Here is a 19,300-nt window from a genome sequence, read left to right as displayed (position 1 = left end):
CTGATGTTTTGCTATAGGATTCTATTAGTATCTCCCCTTGACTGACGAGAAGATATTGGTTTAATTGGGGTATAGAACGATAATAACGAAATTTATCACCTCGATCATAACTGGAGGTGGAAGGGGATAAAACTTCGATAATTAGACAGGGATTTAAAATTTCATCGTTGCGATTATCACTAAATAATGGTTCCCCCGCAATGATCATTAAATCTGGGTATAAACCGCGATTATACTGGGGTATCCATAGACGTAGATCGCTAGATTGAAGACGATAATTAGTTCCTCTTAAAGCTAATTTTAGCAGGACAATCAGATTAATGAGAATACTATTATGATTGATGCTTCCCCCTGTCATCTCGATAATTTCCCCGTCGTGATATTCGTGTTTAACCTCGGCTATAGTTTCTAAATTACGATATTCTTCTAAGCTGAGAGTTTTGAGGGGAGATTGAGTCAACATTTTTCTAGATTAGAGCTTCTTTTGTTTAATCATAACACAATTAATGCTACCTATTTAATGCTAATTCCCCTTGCAGAAAATCAATAAATTGTCTAGCAGTTCTTCCCGATCGCCCATTATGTTGGGTTGCCCATTGTTTGGCACGAAATTCTAAGTCTTCTAAGCTAATTTTTAATTTAGCTAAACCTGCTAAATGACGCACTATTTTTAAATATTTTTCTTGATTAGCAGGTTCAAAAGTTAGGGTTAAACCAAAGCGATCACTAAAGGATAATTTTTCTTGTACTGTGTCCCAATTATGCACTTCATCCCCATCTTTTGGTCGGGGTCGATCGGCAAAAAACTCTCTGACTAAATGTCGGCGATTAGAAGTGGCATAAACTACGACATTTTTCGGTCTAGCGGTGATGCTTCCCTCTAAAACAACTTTTAAAGCTTTAAAAGCTTCATCGTCTTCTTCAAAGGATAAATCATCGACAAAGATAATAAATTTTTGTGGCAAATCTCGCAGGATTTCAATAATTAATGGTAGGTCTTTTAATTGCGATTTTGCCACTTCAATTAAGCGCAATCCCTGACTATGATATTTTTGCAATAATCCCTTGACTAAAGAGGATTTTCCTGAACCACGGCTGCCATAGAGTAAGACATTTAAAGCGGGATAACCTGCCAATAAAAACTCAGTGTTTTTAATCAAGGTTTCCTTAGGCATTTCATAACCGACTATTTCTTGAATCTGTACGGGATCGGGATGAGTAATTCCTTGTAATCTGCCTTCTTGCCACCTTAAAGCTTGATAACGGGCAAAAATTCCTGTACCACATTCGCGATAATAATCGGCTAAATCTTCGACTAATTCCGTCCAATCTGAACTGGAATGCAGGAAACTTTCTAATTTATTGTCCACTTCCCAAGCGGGGAAAATTAGAAATTTAATTTGTTCAAAAACTGTCGAACTGCTTAGGCTATAAATGCTAGAGTTATAAAGAGAATGGAGGATAGATAAATCCTGTTTAACGCCATCAATTAAAGATTCGGGTAACTCCCAAACACTTTTTTTCTGTACCTGTTGACTAAAGGGATTATCATCTAATAAAATTTGTTCGACTAGAAAATCATTCCAACTGATATTTTTAGATGCTAAAGCTTGAAAACATTGACCATAAGCTTTGAGAAAATCGGCAACATTATCCGTAGATAATAGGGTAATAAATGCCTGGCCAATAGCATTATCAAAAACCCCTTGATACAAAACTAACAAGCTGACTTTTTTGTAAATTTCAGAGTTCATTTTTAATTCTCCATTAATAACTAACTAATCCGATTTAATAATTGCCGCCTTGTAGCCGAGGGAATGCCAATCAGTTATTATTCTATCAAGATAGGGTGATCTCTGCAAGATTAAGGTTAAAAAGGGAAAAATGCCTACCGACTAATTCCGGGGATTTCTTTAATTGATTCTCAGTTATCTTCATGGTGAGGTGCAAAGTTTTCGTTTTGGGGAGACGGTCGATGATACCCTGTCAGGTTACACATCATCTTGAGGAGAAACGCTATATTTGATAAAATTTAACCAATCTTGGATTTCCTGTCCTAACCAGAGACATTCATCCTCGCGGAGATTCTGACCGATAAGATAATAATTTTTAGCCGTCCGCAGACGAATCTGATAGTTACCTTCTGTGCCGTTGCTATGGAGAAAAATACCCCATAAATCTTGAGTTTTAAAAGCAAATTTTTTGTAGATAAAATTGAAGACTTTATATTTAATTAAAACTTCTTGAGGGGTAAGAATTAATTGCATCTCACGCAAACAAATAAAACCAATTAGAGCTATAATAAAGGTAAGAATTGGGGAGATAAAGATGCTGACAGTAAGGACAATCGCCAAAGACCAGAGAGTAGCTGCATCGGAAGGTAGCTTAATTTTTGGGGGTAAATTAATCTCTAAATTATCCCGGTGTTTAGCAATACGGATGGAACTGTGGGGAGGTTTTGGTAATTTCTTAGGATCGATTAAACTTGATGCTTGGCGATAGTAGGGATGTTGGAGAAATTTCAGAGCTTCTCTGGCACTTTTAAACCGCTTTTCTACCGCTATATCGGTTATAGTTTCTAACCAATCGCTTAAATCATCATCAATTGTCACCAGTTGGCGAAATTGAATTTTAGAGTTGCGGTGGGGCAATTCTATGGGGACAATTCCCGTCAATAAATGAATTAAAGTCATACCTAAGGCATATAAATCAGAACTGGGAACTGCCCGGCCCCAAAATTGTTCTAGGGGTGCATAACCACTCGTCCCCACCACAGTAAAAGTAACTCCTGTTACTGCACCGCGGGACTGGACTGCCCCAAAATCTACTAAATAAACGTTATTTTCTGAGTTAATAATTAAATTACTAGGTTTAATATCTCGATGTAATACTGAGGGCGATAATTCGTGCAAATAAATGAGAATTTCGAGAACTTCTTGGGCAATATTCCGAATTACCGTAGCGGTGAAACGTTGCCCCCTTTCTAAGTGATCGCTTAGGGATTCTCCTGGTATATAATCTTGTACAAGCACAAACCAAGGAATCCCGTCACCTTGATTTTTATCGAGGGAAAAATAATCGCGATAGCGGGGAATACGGGGATGATGGAGAGAAGCTAAGACGGCTGCCTCCCGTTCAAATAATTTTAATTCTTCCCATTCCATCTGGGGACTAAAAGCGAGGAGTTTAATAATTACTGATTCTTGGGATAATACATCGATAGCTAACCAAGTTTGACGACCGATAGCGGTATTGCCTAGGCGTTGTTGCAGTTGGTAACGTTCAGCTAAAAGAGAATCAGAAGTAAAGGTCATAGTGGCTTTTCCCTTATTTAGACCGGTTTTTTGTCAGGAAAACTGCTGTCTGGTACTAATTAATATCGATTTGTTTTTTTGCTGTCCAACAAAGAGCGATTCCTTTTTCTTTATAGGAAGATTCTCCGACAAAGATAGGATATAATTCAGATTCCCCACGATAGATAATTTCCTGACCATCAAATCCTAGAAAAATCGGTTGATTGGGTTGAATTGCCTGATAATCTCGTTGAAGAATCTCAGGATGTAACATGGCTTTAATTTCACCCTGTTCATCCCTAGGATAATCGATCGAGCCTAAACGTTGGTAAACTATTAGGGATTCGCTGAAAGTATCGAGATGGGCTGCCAGATAATTTTCCTGTTCGATATAGTCTAGGATTTGATAGATGAGTGTTTCGGTTTGACGAAAAAGATAGGGACAGATGACACCATGGTCAATTGGACCGATTTCTAGGGTAAAAGCTAGGGGACAAATTCCTTTCAGAAAATGATTTTCTTCCTCGCTGACGGGATGATAAATTAAGCGCACCTCAGGATTAATTTTAGTCAGATAGGTAAAGAGTTTTAATAGCCAAGGATGGGGGTTAGAATAAATAATCGCCAGCATCATGTTAGATGTGGTGCTGTGAATATCTATTAATAAATCGATGGATTTTTCTCGGATTTCTTTGACTATTTTTTTAGCTCGTTTTTGTTCGTATTGCTGACAATCGGGATTAACTAAATCTTTTTGGTTAAAACAACGATTTAAATCCGTATCGATATATCTAACCCGTTGCTTTAGGGCTAAGGGATTAGCGATGAGACTGTAGGATTGAAAACTGCTGCGAGCAATAAGATTAGGTGAGTTTTGCAGATATTCAACCAAATAAGCGGGAGTTAGTTCATTGCCATGCACACCTGCAATTAAAGCCAGATTTTTAATAGTAGTTTTCTGCTCGATCATTTTTTATAAGTTTTGAGAAGTTGTAATTATTTATGGTTGGCTGAAAAAGTTTGTTGGTGGGGTTAGGAGACAGGAGACAGGGGGCAGGGTTTAGGGTGTTAGGGGTTTAGGGTTTTGGGGTTTTGGGGTTTTGGGGTTTTTAGTTGAAATTCCCTACTTCCCTACTTCCCCATTTCCCCACACCCCACACCCCACACCCTCTTTCAAGTCAGGAGGGGCAGGTTTACCAACCCACCCCTATAACTGATTTAGAAAAACCAACCGTAGGAATGAAGGCCTTTACCTAAAAGATTCACCCCTAAATAACATACCCAAACCACAACAAAACCACTGGCCGCTAGAATAGCTGGTTTTCTGCCCTGCCATCCCCGGGTAATGCGCGCATGGAGATAAGCGGCAAACACTAACCAAGTGATTAGCGCCCAAGTTTCTTTCGGATCCCAACTCCAATAGGAACCCCAAGCTTCATTCGCCCAAACTGCCCCGGCGATGATACCGATAGTGAGAAGGGGAAAACCGAGACCAATGACGCGATAACTGATATTATCGAGGGTTTCCGCCAAGCTGAGACGTTGGGGCGAAAGAGTCGCCATCGCTGTTAAGGTGGGAGTTAAAAGGGCGGTTGGGCCACCGTTAGCCGTTTCCAGGAAAATTGGCGCAGAAAGAGTGGTAGATAACTTATTTTGGAGACGATAGGCTCCCGTACCCACGGAACTGCCTTTTAACTCGATATTTTGACCTCTAGTGACGATCAGAAAAGCGATCGCCATCAGGGAACCCACCATCAAAGCAGCATAACTTAACATCATGACGCTAACGTGCATCATCAACCAATTCGATTTTAAAGCCGGAACCAAGGGTGCCGAAGTTTGCATTTCCCCGGGTAAGGACAAAGTGGCAAAAGCGGTAATCCCCATGGCTACAGGAGTCGTCACCACCCCCACCAGGCGACTGCGGCTAGTGTACTCAGCAATTAAATGAACCGCAGTTACACCCCAAGCGAGAAAGAATAAAGATTCGTAAAGATTGCTAATGGGGAAATAACCCGCTTCTAACCAGCGCGCCCCCAATAAAGCGGCGATACAGAGGTTAGCGATGGCCACTCCCGTGCTGCCTAAGCCAGGTAACAAAGGTATGCTAGGAAAGGCTGCCCCGGCCCAATAAACCAGCATGGTTAAAAACAGGACTAAAAAAGAAGTGTTATCGAGAAAGTTCTCTAAGCTAACTAAATTCATGGGATTTCTCTCGTTTGTCGCTCGCTCGCTACCAAGTATTCCATCCTCTATCCTATCCCATCGGTAAGGCGATCGAGACAGGGAATTGTTAGCATGGACTTTGCATTTTCACTCTCACCCACCCTAAAAATTATGGCTAATCAAGAAGATAATAAATTTTCCTGGTCGCGTTTGCCTCTGTTAGGCAAAATCCTGATCATTTGTTCTGGTGTTGCCGCTTTAGGCTATTTTTTTATCCCTCGTCCCTCAGAATTGTCCAATATTCCCCTCGAACCCTACAGCGAATTTATCAGTAAAGTGGAACGGGGCGACATCAGTAAGGTCAGAATTGGCAATCAAGTCATCTTTTATCAATTAAAAAATCCTTTAGAATCCCTGCCTATTCCGGGTAATCCCCCCGTTAATCCCCCAGAATCAAGTAATCCCTTTCACGGTGATTCTAGTTCTCTGGGCAGCAAAACAAGCAGTAATCTAGTCTCCGGACGAGTTTTTGCCACGATTCCAGTCGATAACCCCCAATTACCCCAACTATTACAGCAAAAAGGCGTAATCTTCGAGGCGATTCCCGTGGCCGAAAACAGTTGGATCACCACTCTCCTCGCTTGGGTGGTTCCTCCCTTAATTTTAGTCGCCGCCATGCAGTTTCTGTTCTATCGCAACGATGACACCCGTAAATCGCTGCTTTTTAATAAAAATCTCGCTAAAGTTTACGGAGACGACGAAAAATATCCGATTACCTTCAGTGATGTGGCCGGGGCCGAGGAAGCAAAAACCGAGTTAAAGGAAATCGTCGAATTTCTCAAGGATGCCGAGCGCTTTAATAAAATTGGGGCGCGTATTCCTAAAGGTGTTCTCTTAGTCGGACCGCCGGGGACGGGAAAAACCCTCTTAGCAAAAGCGGTCGCGGGAGAAGCGGGAGTGACTTTTTTTAGCATTTCGGCCTCGGAATTCGTGGAGTTATTTGTCGGCACTGGGGCAGCCCGGGTGCGGGATCTATTTGCCCAAGCGAAGAAAAATGCCCCTAGCATCATTTTTATTGATGAATTGGACGCGATCGGTAAATCGAGAAGTTCGGGATCGGGAACTAGCGGCAGCAATGATGAGCGCGAGCAGACTTTAAACCAACTTTTGACAGAAATGGACGGTTTTAGCCCCAAAGAAGCCGTCGTCATCGTTTTAGCCGCCACCAATCGCCCAGAGACTCTTGATGCCGCTTTATTGCGTCCGGGGCGCTTTGATCGCCAAGTTCTGGTGGATCGTCCCGATTTAGCGGGAAGATGGGCAATTTTACAAATATACGCCGAACGAGTCCAGATGGGTGAAGATGTTAACCTCAAAGCGATCGCCACCCAAACCCCCGGTTTTGCCGGGGCCGATTTAGCCAATCTCGTCAATGAGGCTGCTCTCTTGGCTGCCCGTAATAATCGGGAAAAAGTCAGTCAAATTGATTTTAAAGAGGCGATAGAAAGAGTTATCGCCGGTTTAGAAAAGAAAAGTCGGGTTTTATCGGAAAAAGAAAAGAAAATCGTCGCTTATCACGAAGTTGGCCATGCTTTAGTCGGTGCAGTTATGCCGGGAGGTGGTCGGGTGGAGAAAATTTCCATCGTTCCCCGGGGTTTATCCGCTTTGGGTTATACCCTGAAAATTCCCACGGAAGACCGTTTTTTGATGACAGAAACCGAATTTAAAGAACAAATTACTATGTTATTGGGCGGTCGGGCAGCCGAAGAATTAATCTTTGGCAGCGTGACTAATGGCGCTTCCGATGATTTACAAAGGGCGACGGATATTGCTGAAAGAATGGTGACAATGTATGGTATGAGTAAATCCCTCGGCCCCCTAGCCTACGATAAAACAGGACAGGCTAATTTTTTAGGTAATAATCAGGGTAGTCCCAGGCGTTCGATCGGGGAAAATACGGCCAAAGCGATCGATGAAGAAGTTAAACAAATTATCGACGCTAGTTACCAAAAAGCCCTAGCAATTCTCAGTCACAACCGCAATTTATTAGAGTCGATTGCCACTAATCTTTTGACCACTGAAGTAATCGAAGGAGAAGAATTGCAAGAGTTATTAAACCAAGCGCAAATGGTCTGATCAATCCTCATAAATAGGGTTTGCTGAAAAAGTTTTTCGTGGGGACAGGGTGTGGGGTGTGGGGTGTGGGGAAGTGGGGAAGTGGGGAAGTGGGGAAGTGGGGAGAACAAAGCTGCCTTTTGCCTTTTGCCTTTTGCCTTTTGCCTCTCCTCATAACTAGGGTCTGCTGAATAAATAGTCGAGAATATCTAACTTAAGGAGAAGACAGAATCAAAGTATTAGAAAATTGATAATTCCCTGCTTTGACGGTTAATTTGCCCTCTTTCCATCCCAAAGAAACGGGAGAGTTATCTCGACTTAAACTGTTATAAAGGGCGAAATTTTTTGACCAATCGTGCTTTTGACCGTTACGAATTAACATCGGCAGTAGATTGATTTGATTATAGGTCAATTGTAAACTCTGCCCTTGACTGCCTTTAAATAAAACCCTGCCTTGCTTAATTTGAGTTAAATTTACTTGACTTTTTTGCTTAAATATGCTCTTGAAATTCTCATAACTGCCCTGGGTTGCCGCTTCCCCCACTTCCAGGACAAAACCCGCATAATTGTTACCTGTGGGTAAAGCTTGGTAGGTATTATCATCGGGATAAGGGGAATTAGGAATCTCGATCATTTCAGGAGAAGAAAGATTTATTAATCTCAGGGCTAACCAAGTTTTTTCTAATTGAATAAACCAGATATTATCATCTTTTTCTACCTTGGCAGTTTTCGGTAATTGCCAGAAAAAAGCTTGATCTGCTGGACGTAACCAGATTAAAAGATTACGATATTGTCCGATTTCATCCCCAGGATTTTTGCCCGGTTTTACGCCATTTTTGCCAGTGTTAGCCACAAAAAAATCCACACCTTTATGTTGATTAAAGGCCATTAATTTAAACGGGGCCACATCGCCATCGGGGAAAGTTCCCACCAGACTACCCATTTGATAACTAGCCCCGATAAATTGAGTTTCCCAATAACCCGGACTTTGATTATTGCCCGGTTTCCAGTTTTCATACAGGGGTTTACTGGCGAGAATTTCTACCGGTTTATTAAAGTTTTTTCGGGCTAATTCCACCACTGCTAAAGGAGGACGATAACCACTGGTAATTAGATAAAGAGAGTCCAATTCCGGGCGATTATTGGGGACGGGAGTATCACCAAAGTATAGCCAAAAAGTGCGGGATGCGTGCGATCGCATTACCCCATGGCCATCACCATAATCGCGTTTTACAGGACCCCCCCAACCACCGCGATAATATTTAACACTAGCGGCCATGGATAACCAATCTAAGGCCATTTTTGCCCATTGTTTAACTTCCGTATCTTGAGCAAAATCGTAGAGATTGAGATAGGGAGCAAAGGTATGACCGTGATAAACTTCTGAATCCCATTCTCCCATACCGATGTTATATAAAGCTGAAACGTAACGCTTAATTTTACTTTTATAAATTTGACGAGTTGCCTCATTTCCTGTTTCTTCGGCCATCAGATAAACCGATGTTTCGCGCATCGCTCGCAGGTTATCAGTATTGCGACTATCTACCCATAAACCCCGTCTTGTTATACTCCAATCATTACCCGTTCCTTGGCCAGTACCGTGGATAGGATGGGGTCGTTGTAAAGGGTCGGTTTCTGTCCAAATTTTCGCAGCATTATACATTCTCTGACGATAAACTGGATCGAGATACTTTCCGAGAAGAAAATACTTTCTAATTTGTCCTTTCAGGGTAAAAGAAAAATAATAATCTATATAATCAGTGTGGGCCTGTTCCCGTTTTTGTGGGTCATCCTGCTGCAGGAAATCTAGGGCTTTTTGCCGGTTTCCTGCCAAGAAATCAAACATGGCCATAGGATAGGATCTTTTCTCGTTTTCTCCCCACAAATTGCCATAACTTTCTGCCTTAGCAAAATGGTTAATAACTTGCTTGGCCCTTTGTTGAAATTCTGCCTCTAATTCCGGTGTCCAATCGTTAAGATATTGGGGGTTAACTTCGGCAACAGGGAAGGGAGCGATCGAGTTTTGAGAAACCGAATAGAGGGAATTAAAGCCAATAGTAAATAGGGCAATTATTACCGCTAGAATTAGATATTTAATTCTAGATCCAATCGTCATCTTCGGCAAATTCATCGATGTTTCCTTGATTTTCTGGGGACTGAGGTTGATTTTCTTTATCTAATTGTAAAGGAACTGGTTCAGGAGGGATAATTTCTGGTAATAATTCTTCGGGTTTTTGACCATCTACCTCCACCACAATCATTTCTGTGACGGGAAACCAAAGTATGCGGCCTTGATCGTCACAAACCGTCAGCGATCGAGATTTATCTGGATTCTCCATTGCGAAGAAATCTCCTAACATTTTAGTGGGTAAAATATTCTTACTTTCACCCCCACTAACTCCTAAGAATATATATTCGTTACCTGTGGTTAAATGTTGGACAATAATCGCCATAGTTAAAAAATTCAGTCAATGAAATGTACTTATTGATAGTTGACTTTTGAATGATAGCTTTCAGCCTTAAGCTTTCCACTGATAACTGATAACTGATTACTGATTACTGCTTAACTTGACTGCCGTGACTGCGGGGATCGGTTTGACTAGCGCCCACAAGAACATTAAAATCAGAAGTCTGTCCGGTAGTGGTGGCATAGGGTAGGGTAGAATTAGTTAAAAGTGCTTCTAAATTAGCAGTTAAAATTGATTTTGGCTGTTCTCCAATCGCTTGGGCAACTGGTTGTCCTTGATTATTTAAAAAGACAAAATGGGGAATACCATCCACACGATAACGGAGAATTTCCGGCAACCATTTATTATTATCAACGTTGAGCATGACAAAATTAATGGCATTACCGTATTGTTTTTTAATTTCGGCAATTTCAGCGGCCATCGCCTGACAACTGGTACACCAATTAGCATAAAATTCTGTCAGGGTGGGTTTACCATTGCTGAGGGCAAGATCGAAAGGTGTCGCTTTTTCCGCTTGCGCTTCCAAAGATACAGAACTAGCGGTGGTTTGAAACCCCAAGAAAATCGCTACACTAAGAATAACTGCCGTTACTGCCAGCAGCAGATTTCTGATTTTATTGGTGGGTGTGGTGGCTGTCATGGATAGTCTCTCAAAAATTATTCCTATCCTATCCTATCCTCATGAAAAAACGCGTTACTCTCACTTTTCCCAAAAAAGCCGTCCATATGCCCGTTACCTATCGACTGGCGAAGGATTTTAACGTCGCCGCTAATATTATCCGCGCCCAAGTTGCCCCCAATCAAGTGGGAACATTAGTATTAGAATTATCGGGAGATATCGATGAGTTAGAAGCGGCGATCGAATGGTTACAATTACAAAATATTGGCGTTTCCCAAGTTAGTCGCGAAATCGTCATTGATGAAGAAAAATGCGTCGATTGTGGGTTATGTACGGGAGTTTGTCCCACGGAAGCTTTAACCCTTGATCCCGAAAGTTTTCGTCTTAAGTTTTTGCGTTCCCGTTGTGTGGTTTGTGAACAATGTATCCCCACTTGTCCCGTGGCGGCAATTTCCACAAACTTGTAAAGTAGCAGTTATTAAATTAATTTTTTTGCCGATTTAAATAATAGCCATCTCTGGAGATTTTAAGCCTTCATTTGTCTCCAACGCGGTTAATCGTCACAAATATCCCGGTCCCTTTCTACCTAAAGACCCTTTCTCCGATACCATAGTTAAAAAGAGATTGCTGACTCTGGCCACATCTGTGGGGATTACATACCATTAATCATGGTTTTTTTTGCAAAAAATACAAAAAACTTGACATGACTTCTGCCGTTCCTCGCCTTTCCTATCCTGATAGTCCGATTGCTGATCTTCGCGGCCTCTATAACTTTATCCTCAACCCGCAACTGTTAGCCGCAGAAAAGGGCAATCCGTCGATCGTTAGTTTTTGTCAAAAAATTTCCCCCGTTGATCCCCTAGAAATTCTCTCTCGGATTGCCTCTAGCTATCCCACCCATTGTTATTGGGAAAATCCCCAACGAGAAACCGCTTTTCTCGGCTACGGCATCGCCTTTGCTGCCACTTTCCACGGCAAACAACGTTTTTTAAAAGCTCAAAAATTTATTGAAAACTGTCAACAAAGCATTATCAAAATTGATAACTATAGCGAGATTACTCCCCGCATCTTTTGTAGTTTCACTTTTTTCGACTCGGAAACAGCTACCCCCTTTCCCTCAGCTACCCTAACCCTGCCTAAGTTTCAAATTATCAAAAAACATTCGGAATATTTTTTCCTTACCAATCTCCTAATCACCAGCGAAAAAGAAATAGAAAACTGCCTCGAAGAAACTATCAACAACCTCAAAATTATCCAAAATAACTCGAGCAATTGCCGACAAAATCCCCACCAGGCTCCCTGTAGTTACTATATTCATCCTACCTATAATTTTCAAGCGGCTGTTGCCGATGCACTCCAATCTATCCACGCCCAAAATTTTAGCAAAATTGTCCTCGCTCACGCTCTTGACGTGATTTCTCCCCGTCCTTTTCATCTGGTAAACTGTCTCGATAATTTGCGTCAGCGTCATCCCGATTGCTACACTTTTTCCCTCGGCAATGGACGGGGAGATCATTTTATCGGCGCTAGTCCCGAACGCTTGTTAACTGTCCATCAGGGGCAATTAATCACCGATGCTTTAGCGGGATCCGCCCCCCGGGGAGAAAATGCGATCGAAGATGCTCTCTTGGCCAATAAACTCCTCGCTAGTGAAAAAGAACAACGGGAACATCGGGCTGTTAGTGACTTTATTAACCAAAAACTGCGACAAATTGGCTTAAATCCGCAAAATTCTCCCTCTAGATTGTTAAAACTCTCCAATATTCAACATCTCTGGACTCCTATCCATGCCAAACTAAAACCCTCCATCCATCCCCTCGAAATTGTTGCCCAACTACACCCCACTCCTGCTGTCGCAGGGGTTCCCACGGAGATCGCTTTAGCACAAATTCGTCATTATGAAACCTTCGATCGCTCTCTTTATGCCGCTCCTTTGGGTTGGATTGATTGTCAAAATAATAGTGAGTTTATTGTTGGTATTCGTTCGGCCTTAATTGAAGGCGATCGAGCGCGATTATACGCTGGTGCAGGTATTGTTGCCGGTTCCGATCCAGAAAAAGAACTAGCAGAAATTCAGCTTAAATTTCAAGCTCTCTTAAAAGCTTTAACTTAAACTTTAGCTTTTTACCGAACTAATAACTTAAATAAGTCTAATTTACCCTTAAAAGGCGGATATTTTAAAGCGGGATTGAACCAAAGAGGTGTTTTCATAATGGCTTTTTGGTGACTAAAATTCTCAAAGGAAAAACGACCATGATAGCTACCGATCCCGCTATTTCCTCGACCACCAAAGGGTAAACTAGGATTAGTAAAATGAAAACTATTGTTGTTAATACAACCTCCCCCAAACTGGACTGATTCTAACCATTTCTTTTCGGTCTTTGCCTTGGTAGTAAACAGATAAAAAGCTAGAGGGTTAGGGTTTTTAGCAATAATTGCTAAAGCTTCCTCAAAAGTGCTAAAGGCAATGATCGGTAAAATTGGACCGAATATTTCCCCTTGCATAATAGGAGCATCGAGGGAAACATTAGTTAATAAAGTTGGTTGAATATATAAATTTTCTCGATCGGTTTTGCCTCCAAAAACAATCTCACCATCTTGGAGAAAGTCAATCAGGCGATCAAATTGTTTTTCATTAATGATCTTACCATAATCAGCACTTAATCTCGCATCTTCACCGAAAAAATTAACAATAGTATTAGCTAATTCTCTGATAAAATTCTCCTGCTGGGATTGATGTACTAAAACATAATCAGCTGCGATACACATTTGACCAGAATTAGAGAATTTTGTCACGGCAATGCGACGGGTTGCCACGGAAATATTAGCATCAGCTTCGATAACACAGGGACTTTTTCCTCCTAATTCTAGAGTAACAGGAATTAACTTTGCTGCCGCTAGTTGATAAATAATTTTTCCTACCCTTGTACTGCCAGTAAAAAATATATGATCAAAGGTAAAACTGTCTAACATATTCGGAATTACTTCCGCACCATCTCCCAGGACAATTAACACATATTCTTCAGGGAATATTTCTTGAATTATTTTAACTACTAATTTTTCCGTCGCTGAGGCAAATTCACTCGGTTTTAATACCGCACAGTTACCGGCAGCAATGGCACCGACTAAAGGCACTAATAACAATTGGAGGGGATAATTCCAAGCACCAATAATTAAAACCACTCCTAAAGGTTCCCGAATAATCTGACTGGAGGATGGGAAATTTAAGAGATTAGTTTTAACAGTTTTGGGTTGCATCCATGAGCGCAAATTTTTTAAAGCGGTATTAATTTCCACCAAAAGAAAGCCATTTTCAGTAATCCAACAATCTTCGGGACTTTTCTTTAAATCGCTATATAAAGCTTGATATATCTCTGCTTCATATTTAATGATTGCCTGTTTTAACTTCTCTAACTGCTGACGACGGAATTGATAGGAACGAGTTGCACCACTGGCAAAATACTGACGCAATTTGGCTAATTTTTCTGAGTTTGACAGCATCGAAATAATTCCTAACTTAATGATGAAATTCTACGGCATCCACTGGGGACGAATTCCCGCTAGAGGTAATTCAATTAAATCAGATTTACTTGCTTTTACTCCATCTTGTAGGGGAGGAATTAACATCCACAAACGACCACCGATAATTGTTTCTCCTGAATCGGTAGTCAAGGGATTAGTCGGATTGGTATCATAACTGGTGCGAAGTTGATCAAAAATAATTGCTAAACCATCGGGAGATAAACTAATGTGAATATCACGATAATCAGCTAATTCCAGTAGGGGAGTCACTTGACCGGTCTTCACATCTATTTTAGCAAAATAGGGTTTTTCTTTGTACTCTTGACTGTTAGTAACTAACTCGGTTAACAAACAATACAAATCACTACCGGTGGCATTAAATTGACAATCTATAATCGAACCTTGTAGATTGAGTAAGCGTTTTTGTAATCCTTGATTATTGACATAAAAAAGCGATCGAATATAACGCATTTTGGCATTATCCGTATTAAAATTCACCATTGCTGCGGCCATACCATCGGCAGAAAAATTCAAAATTCGCCCAAATTTTGGTAAAAAATCCAGGGGTTTTGTTTCGGATTTTAAGGGCAAAAGCGCAATTCCTTCCCCCTGGGTGACAGCCAAAGTTTTACTATCAGGTGCGATCAAAAATTCTCCGCCTTGGATGTTTAATTGTTGGGGTTTTTCCCCCGATTTAACTGTCCATAAATCGAAGTTAATCGGATTGCGGCGCTCAATTCTCTGCACGACAATAGTTTCCCCATCTTTAGCTAAATCAAAGTGATTATTTTGATAATCTTTATTGTCTAGCACTAACTCAATTTTTAGAGGCGATTGACTGCTATCAACTTGGTAAAGCTGCAGTTCACGAATTCCCTCTATCCCCCGATTTTTCGCCACGGCCGAAAAGAGGATTTTTTTACCATCAGGATAGAATTCAAAAGCCATAACGGTCAAATTTGCGGGGGTTAAGAGGGTTTTCTTCTCCTCAGTCAAGTTATAAAAAATTAATCTTCCCTGTTCTTCCCCATTAGTGCCAATATAGGCAAAAGCACGATCGCGACTTTTAAATTCTCTTTCAAAGATTGCCAGGGTTTGTCCTAATCGATTACCGCTGCGAAATTGTTCCCGCGCACCTTCAATTTGCAGATGATATTTTTCTCCGTAGGGAATGGGAGAAGTGAGAGTATAAGCTAATCGTCTTCCGGCCCAACTAAACTTACCCGGCAGCGGAGGATCGATAACTAGATTTTTTTCTACACTAGCATGATCCATAGGGCGATCAAAAGTAATAATAAATGCTTGATCTTCCGAGCCAATTTCTCGATTTTCCCAGCTAAATTCCTTGACCCTTGGACCGGTTTGTAAAAGACATTGATTACCACAGCTATTACCTAACCAAATTAAGCCACCAATTACTAAGGTTAGCGATACAATTAATGTTATCGCTAATTTATCAATCGGTTGTAGTTGTAAGGTCTTGATCATTATAGTAGATGGTTAGAAACAACAACTGCTCACTGATAACTGATAAGTAGGGAGGCACAATTATTTGTAGGATGGGTTAACGGTAGCGTAACATTATTGGGCGTTGGGTTTCATGCTTCAACCCAACCTACGTTCATCTTATATTTAATTCCACCCACCTACTTAACTGATAACTGCTCACTGATAACTGCTCACTGATAACTGATAACTGATAACTGTTAATATCCGTAGGGATCCACAGGAGTGGGTATAGATTTCACGGATTTAGCCCTAATTACTAATTGTCTTCTGGTGGTTGATTTTCCCACCTCTACGGGTAAGGATTCCGTGGCCATTTCTCCGGTGATTTCTAACCAAGTATCATTGGGATATTGACTGCGACTTCCTGATAGTTTCACCGGCAAACCCACGGGATAAGCATCTACGGCACAACAGGTAAGAATAAAGCGACTAATTAATAAATAATTATCGGGTAATTGGGGCAATTGCACCACAAAACCTGTGACTTTTACCGGTTGTCCTGTGTAAGCATCAGGTTCAGGATAAGCATTCAAAGTTCTTACCCATTCAATTAAACTTTTTTCCTCCGGTTTAACGGTAGTGCCAAAGGATTGAGTTTGCACGCGAGTTAGGGGTAAAGATTCACTAATTCCCCTCTGTAATGCGATTTGACTGCTGAGGGGCTGCGGGGCGATAAATAGACCTAAAAGGGCAGTTATTACTAATAAACCTGAGCCAAAATGTTGAGGGAGAATGGTAATATGCGATCGATTATCGTTACTATCTAAATTAATCTTTTTTTGCCACTGTTTTAATAATGTCCAAAGCTTGACTAATCCCAGAACAAATAAAGCAATACTGGTGATGAGAACCAGAAGAAAATAATTAGGATGGATCAGTAAATTTAACTGTCCAGTGATCCAGTATTTAAATAGTAACGAACCCCAACCGATTAGGGCAATAATATCGATAAATTGGGGGGCGATTATTTTTAGACGTGATGAATTCATGGGAAAAACTATTCGGGTACTGACCTAAAATAAATAACTGTGAGCCAAGGTGAGTAAAAAAGTCATTTGCGCTGCTAAAGCAAAGAGATAAATTAACATTCTCGGTTTAAAAATAGACAACATTAAACCAATCCCTTTTAGGTCAATCATTGGACCGAACACCAGAAAAGCCAGCAGGGAACTACTGGTAAAACTAGAGGCAAAAGAGAGGGCAAAAAAAGAATCAACCGTGGAACAAATTGAAACAATTACTGCTAACAGCATCATGGCCAAGATCGAAGTAATTGGATCCTGACCCAAATTAAGAACAAATTCCCGGGGAACAAATACCTGTAAACCGGCCGCTATAGCACTTCCTAAGATTAACACTCCTCCTAATTCCCGTAATTCCATCACCACGTTTTCCAGAAAAGTTAACCAGCGCCTTTTCATCGGGATAGCTTGCACTGCTGGTAGGACAGCAGTAGCGGCAAAACTTTCATCTAAGCGCAAAGTTTGCCCAGAATTACCGATCAGAAAAGAACCGGATTGTAGTAGTAGTGGGATAGATTCTTTTTCTGGTATTTGCGGTTGCCAATTGAGACTTTTTGCCAAAGAGGTTTGTAGGAGCGGTCGGGGATCTTTTTGGATACTAAAGATAATACCGATAACCGTAGCGATGAACAAAGAAAAGATAACTCGATAGAAAACAATTTCCGGTTGATCGCGAAAAGCTACCCAAGTGGACCAGATAACAATCGGGTTAATTGTCGGCGCTGCTAACAGAAAACTAACCGCTACTGCATTCGGCATTCCTTGCACAAGTAAACGTCGCGCCACAGGTACATTGCCACACTCGCAGACGGGAAACAAAAAACCAATACATCCCCCCACAAATGCTCCTAAAACAGCATTTCGAGGCATCAGAGCAACTAAGCGACGTTCATCGACAAATATCAAAAGAATACTAGAGAGAATCACCCCTAGCAGCAAAAAAGGCATAGCTTCCACCAACAGGCTCAGGAATAGGGTAAAGGTATTTTGTAGTTGACTCATCTATCCTCGCCTTGGGAATTAGAGGTTTAGGGGTAAAGACTTAGGAACCCTAGAAAAAGGTTCATCAGTCCGCTCCCTGGCTTTTTAACATTTTTTTAATATATCCGATCGAGTGACCGGTTATCAGTTATCAGTGACCAGTTATCCGTTATCCGTTATCCGTTATCCGTTATCCGTTATCCGTTACAGCCTTTCTCGTCAAGATGAAGTATAACCCAATTTGGTATTGACGACCGACGACCGACTCCCCAAAACGAAAACTTCGTACCTCACCATTAAGATAACTGTTAGAGCAGATTTGAGTTTTCAGTCCACTGATTACTGATTACTGATTACTGATTACTGATTACTGATCTAGAGGACTCGATTAAGCTTGCCGCTTTGATAACCTTCTAGATCGAGGCTGACATAGATAAAGCCTAATTTTTGCAGATCAGCGACTAATTCGCTTAAATTTGTCCGATTAATAAAGTCGGGAATTTCTGCTGCTGGTAATTCAATCCGTGCCGTATCGCCGCTCGATCGCACCCGTAGTTGACGATAACCTAATTTTCGCAGATAAATCTCCGCCCGTCCGACTCTTTGCAATTTCTCCAGGCTAATTTCCTCCCCGTAGGGAAAACGGGAACTTAAACAGGGTTGCGCCGGTTTATCCCACCAAGGTAAATTTAAGTAACGAGATAGTTGACGAACTTCGCTTTTTGTGATAGCAATTTCCGCCAAGGGTGAACGAGCGCCGCGCTCTCTGGCTGCTTGAATCCCGGGACGATAATCCCTTAAATCATCAGCATTAACGCCATCGATGACGTAGGCATAACCACGAGCGAGTGCAAGGGGTTTAAGGGTGTCATGTAGCTCACTTTTGCAGAAATAACAGCGATTAACGGGATTACTGGTGTAATTGGGGTTATTCATTTCCTCGGTTTCCACCAATTCGTGCCGAATACCGATATAATCGGCTTGAGCGATCGCTTCTTCCAATTCTTCCGGCAGTAGGGAAGGGGAAACCGCCGTAATTGCCAATGCTTGACCCCCTAGCAGATCATAGGCCACTTTCGCCACTAGGGTACTATCCACGCCCCCAGAATAGGCAATCAAAGCCTTTTCGCTGGTTTTTAAGAGGTTTTGTAATTGTCCGAGTTTATCAAGTAATTGACTGTCCATGGCGGCGATTTTGGCAACTGGTTTAGGCAATGAGGTAAGTAGTAGTGCAAAATAAATTTCCTAGTGAAGATAGGCACTCATGCAAGAGGCAAGAGGTGGTTAGATATGTGTAATTAATTTTGCGTGCGGTACTTAGTATAATTATAAATGCGTCTTAGCTTAACCCTCTCTACATGACAACAAATCTCACAGACTATAAACATATTTCAATTGATCATCGGGGAGTACCAATAATTGCGGGTTCTACCCTGAAAGTGATTGATCTAGTTATGGCACAAATAGCCTACGGTTGGACTCCAGAAGAAATTCACATTAACCATCGTGATTTAAGTATGAGTCAAATTCACTCAGCATTAGCTTACTATTGGGAACATAGAGAAGAATTAGATCAAGCTATCCAAGCTGATTTAGAATTTGCCC

Annotated in this window: 17 protein-coding genes; 4 read left to right on the top strand and 13 right to left on the bottom strand. The window is 41.3% G+C overall.

The genetic code is table 11. The annotated features are described in order from the left end of the window. From EWV84_RS06920 to ccsB, 5 genes are all read right to left on the bottom strand, one after another. Positions 1–463: Uma2 family endonuclease (locus EWV84_RS06920; RefSeq protein WP_287077388.1), on the bottom strand; the 463-nt coding region annotated here is incomplete at its 3' end. 46 nt (positions 464–509) lie between these two features. After that, positions 510–1,754, bottom strand: a complete 1,245-nt coding sequence (locus tag EWV84_RS06915; protein ID WP_286825825.1) for an ATP-binding protein — start codon at positions 1,752–1,754, stop codon at positions 510–512. Positions 1,755–1,991: 237 nt separating this feature from the next. Then, on the bottom strand, positions 1,992–3,314 hold the full coding sequence (locus tag EWV84_RS06910; protein ID WP_287077386.1) for a serine/threonine protein kinase: 1,323 nt from the start codon (positions 3,312–3,314) through the stop codon (positions 1,992–1,994). A 55-nt stretch (positions 3,315–3,369) separates the two neighbouring features. Then, the gene (locus EWV84_RS06905) at positions 3,370–4,263 is read right to left on the bottom strand and encodes an aspartoacylase (RefSeq protein ID WP_287077385.1); all 894 of its coding nucleotides are present in this window, start codon (positions 4,261–4,263) and stop codon (positions 3,370–3,372) included. A 248-nt stretch (positions 4,264–4,511) separates the two neighbouring features. After that, entirely contained in the window at positions 4,512–5,498 is a 987-nt protein-coding gene (ccsB, locus tag EWV84_RS06900; protein ID WP_046663089.1) for a c-type cytochrome biogenesis protein CcsB, read from the bottom strand. Positions 5,499–5,630: 132 nt separating this feature from the next. Between ccsB and ftsH the strand changes: the two genes are divergently transcribed. Next, a complete protein-coding gene (gene ftsH / locus EWV84_RS06895) occupies positions 5,631–7,595 on the top strand; it encodes an ATP-dependent zinc metalloprotease FtsH (RefSeq protein ID WP_287077391.1) in 1,965 nt (654 codons plus the stop codon). A gap of 193 nt (positions 7,596–7,788) precedes the next feature. Here ftsH and EWV84_RS06890 read toward each other — a convergent pair whose 3' ends face one another. The 3 genes from EWV84_RS06890 to EWV84_RS06880 all read right to left on the bottom strand — a co-directional run bounded on the left by EWV84_RS06890 (position 7,789) and on the right by EWV84_RS06880 (position 10,682). Next, positions 7,789–9,705 (bottom strand): hypothetical protein, encoded by a 1,917-nt coding sequence (locus EWV84_RS06890; protein ID WP_287077382.1) that lies wholly within the window; start codon positions 9,703–9,705, stop codon positions 7,789–7,791. Further along, positions 9,674–10,027, bottom strand: coding sequence for a hypothetical protein (locus tag EWV84_RS06885; RefSeq protein ID WP_286825831.1), 354 nt, complete (start codon positions 10,025–10,027; stop codon positions 9,674–9,676). Before EWV84_RS06885 ends, EWV84_RS06890 begins: the two co-directional genes overlap by 32 nt. A gap of 103 nt (positions 10,028–10,130) precedes the next feature. Beyond that, positions 10,131–10,682, bottom strand: a complete 552-nt coding sequence (locus EWV84_RS06880) for a thioredoxin family protein (protein ID WP_287077380.1) — start codon at positions 10,680–10,682, stop codon at positions 10,131–10,133. Positions 10,683–10,723: 41 nt separating this feature from the next. Here EWV84_RS06880 and EWV84_RS06875 point away from each other — a divergent pair, with 41 nt between their 5' ends. Continuing rightward, a complete protein-coding gene (locus EWV84_RS06875) occupies positions 10,724–11,128 on the top strand; it encodes an NIL domain-containing protein (protein WP_004163818.1) in 405 nt (134 codons plus the stop codon). 236 nt (positions 11,129–11,364) lie between these two features. Then, positions 11,365–12,774 carry an isochorismate synthase gene (locus tag EWV84_RS06870; RefSeq protein ID WP_286825833.1) on the top strand — a complete coding sequence of 470 codons (1,410 nt, stop codon included), beginning with the start codon at positions 11,365–11,367 and terminating at the stop codon, positions 12,772–12,774. 11 nt (positions 12,775–12,785) lie between these two features. On the opposite strand, the gene EWV84_RS06865 is transcribed toward EWV84_RS06870, so the two are convergent. The 5 genes from EWV84_RS06865 to larE form a co-directional block, all read right to left on the bottom strand. Then, a complete protein-coding gene (locus EWV84_RS06865) occupies positions 12,786–14,162 on the bottom strand; it encodes an aldehyde dehydrogenase (RefSeq protein WP_287077377.1) in 1,377 nt (458 codons plus the stop codon). A 30-nt stretch (positions 14,163–14,192) separates the two neighbouring features. Beyond that, a complete protein-coding gene (locus tag EWV84_RS06860; protein ID WP_287077375.1) occupies positions 14,193–15,671 on the bottom strand; it encodes a hypothetical protein in 1,479 nt (492 codons plus the stop codon). 218 nt (positions 15,672–15,889) lie between these two features. Further along, complete coding sequence (locus EWV84_RS06855; RefSeq protein ID WP_287077373.1) at positions 15,890–16,681, bottom strand: TIGR03943 family putative permease subunit; 792 nt, start codon at positions 16,679–16,681, stop codon at positions 15,890–15,892. Between the two features lie 24 nt (positions 16,682–16,705). Continuing rightward, on the bottom strand, positions 16,706–17,716 hold the full coding sequence (locus EWV84_RS06850; RefSeq protein ID WP_287077371.1) for a permease: 1,011 nt from the start codon (positions 17,714–17,716) through the stop codon (positions 16,706–16,708). A 354-nt stretch (positions 17,717–18,070) separates the two neighbouring features. Beyond that, positions 18,071–18,880 carry an ATP-dependent sacrificial sulfur transferase LarE gene (gene larE, locus EWV84_RS06845; protein WP_286825838.1) on the bottom strand — a complete coding sequence of 270 codons (810 nt, stop codon included), beginning with the start codon at positions 18,878–18,880 and terminating at the stop codon, positions 18,071–18,073. A gap of 173 nt (positions 18,881–19,053) precedes the next feature. Here larE and EWV84_RS06840 point away from each other — a divergent pair. Next, positions 19,054–19,300, top strand: a 247-nt coding sequence (locus EWV84_RS06840; protein WP_287077369.1) for a DUF433 domain-containing protein, incomplete at its 3' end; no start/stop codon positions are given.

The organism is Microcystis sp. M_QC_C_20170808_M3Col (assembly GCF_007095505.1).
GTDB lineage: Bacteria > Cyanobacteriota > Cyanobacteriia > Cyanobacteriales > Microcystaceae > Microcystis.
This window is presented reverse-complemented; position numbering and strand designations above follow the sequence as displayed.

Bases quoted from the DNA above. Each gene is read 5' to 3' on its own strand.
- EWV84_RS06905 (WP_287077385.1), bottom strand. From the start codon at position 4,263: ATGATCGAGCAGAAAACTACTATTAAAAATCTGGCTTTAATTGCAGGT.
- EWV84_RS06890 (WP_287077382.1), bottom strand. From the start codon at position 9,705: ATGAATTTGCCGAAGATGACGATTGGATCTAGAATTAAATATCTAATT.
- EWV84_RS06885 (WP_286825831.1), bottom strand. From the start codon at position 10,027: ATGGCGATTATTGTCCAACATTTAACCACAGGTAACGAATATATATTC.
- EWV84_RS06865 (WP_287077377.1), bottom strand. From the start codon at position 14,162: ATGCTGTCAAACTCAGAAAAATTAGCCAAATTGCGTCAGTATTTTGCC.
- EWV84_RS06915 (WP_286825825.1), bottom strand. From the start codon at position 1,754: ATGAACTCTGAAATTTACAAAAAAGTCAGCTTGTTAGTTTTGTATCAA.
- larE (WP_286825838.1), bottom strand. From the start codon at position 18,880: ATGGACAGTCAATTACTTGATAAACTCGGACAATTACAAAACCTCTTA.
- ftsH (WP_287077391.1), top strand. From the start codon at position 5,631: ATGGCTAATCAAGAAGATAATAAATTTTCCTGGTCGCGTTTGCCTCTG.
- EWV84_RS06855 (WP_287077373.1), bottom strand. From the start codon at position 16,681: ATGAATTCATCACGTCTAAAAATAATCGCCCCCCAATTTATCGATATT.
- ccsB (WP_046663089.1), bottom strand. From the start codon at position 5,498: ATGAATTTAGTTAGCTTAGAGAACTTTCTCGATAACACTTCTTTTTTA.
- EWV84_RS06910 (WP_287077386.1), bottom strand. From the start codon at position 3,314: ATGACCTTTACTTCTGATTCTCTTTTAGCTGAACGTTACCAACTGCAA.
- EWV84_RS06880 (WP_287077380.1), bottom strand. From the start codon at position 10,682: ATGACAGCCACCACACCCACCAATAAAATCAGAAATCTGCTGCTGGCA.
- EWV84_RS06870 (WP_286825833.1), top strand. From the start codon at position 11,365: ATGACTTCTGCCGTTCCTCGCCTTTCCTATCCTGATAGTCCGATTGCT.
- EWV84_RS06875 (WP_004163818.1), top strand. From the start codon at position 10,724: ATGAAAAAACGCGTTACTCTCACTTTTCCCAAAAAAGCCGTCCATATG.
- EWV84_RS06850 (WP_287077371.1), bottom strand. From the start codon at position 17,716: ATGAGTCAACTACAAAATACCTTTACCCTATTCCTGAGCCTGTTGGTG.
- EWV84_RS06860 (WP_287077375.1), bottom strand. From the start codon at position 15,671: ATGATCAAGACCTTACAACTACAACCGATTGATAAATTAGCGATAACA.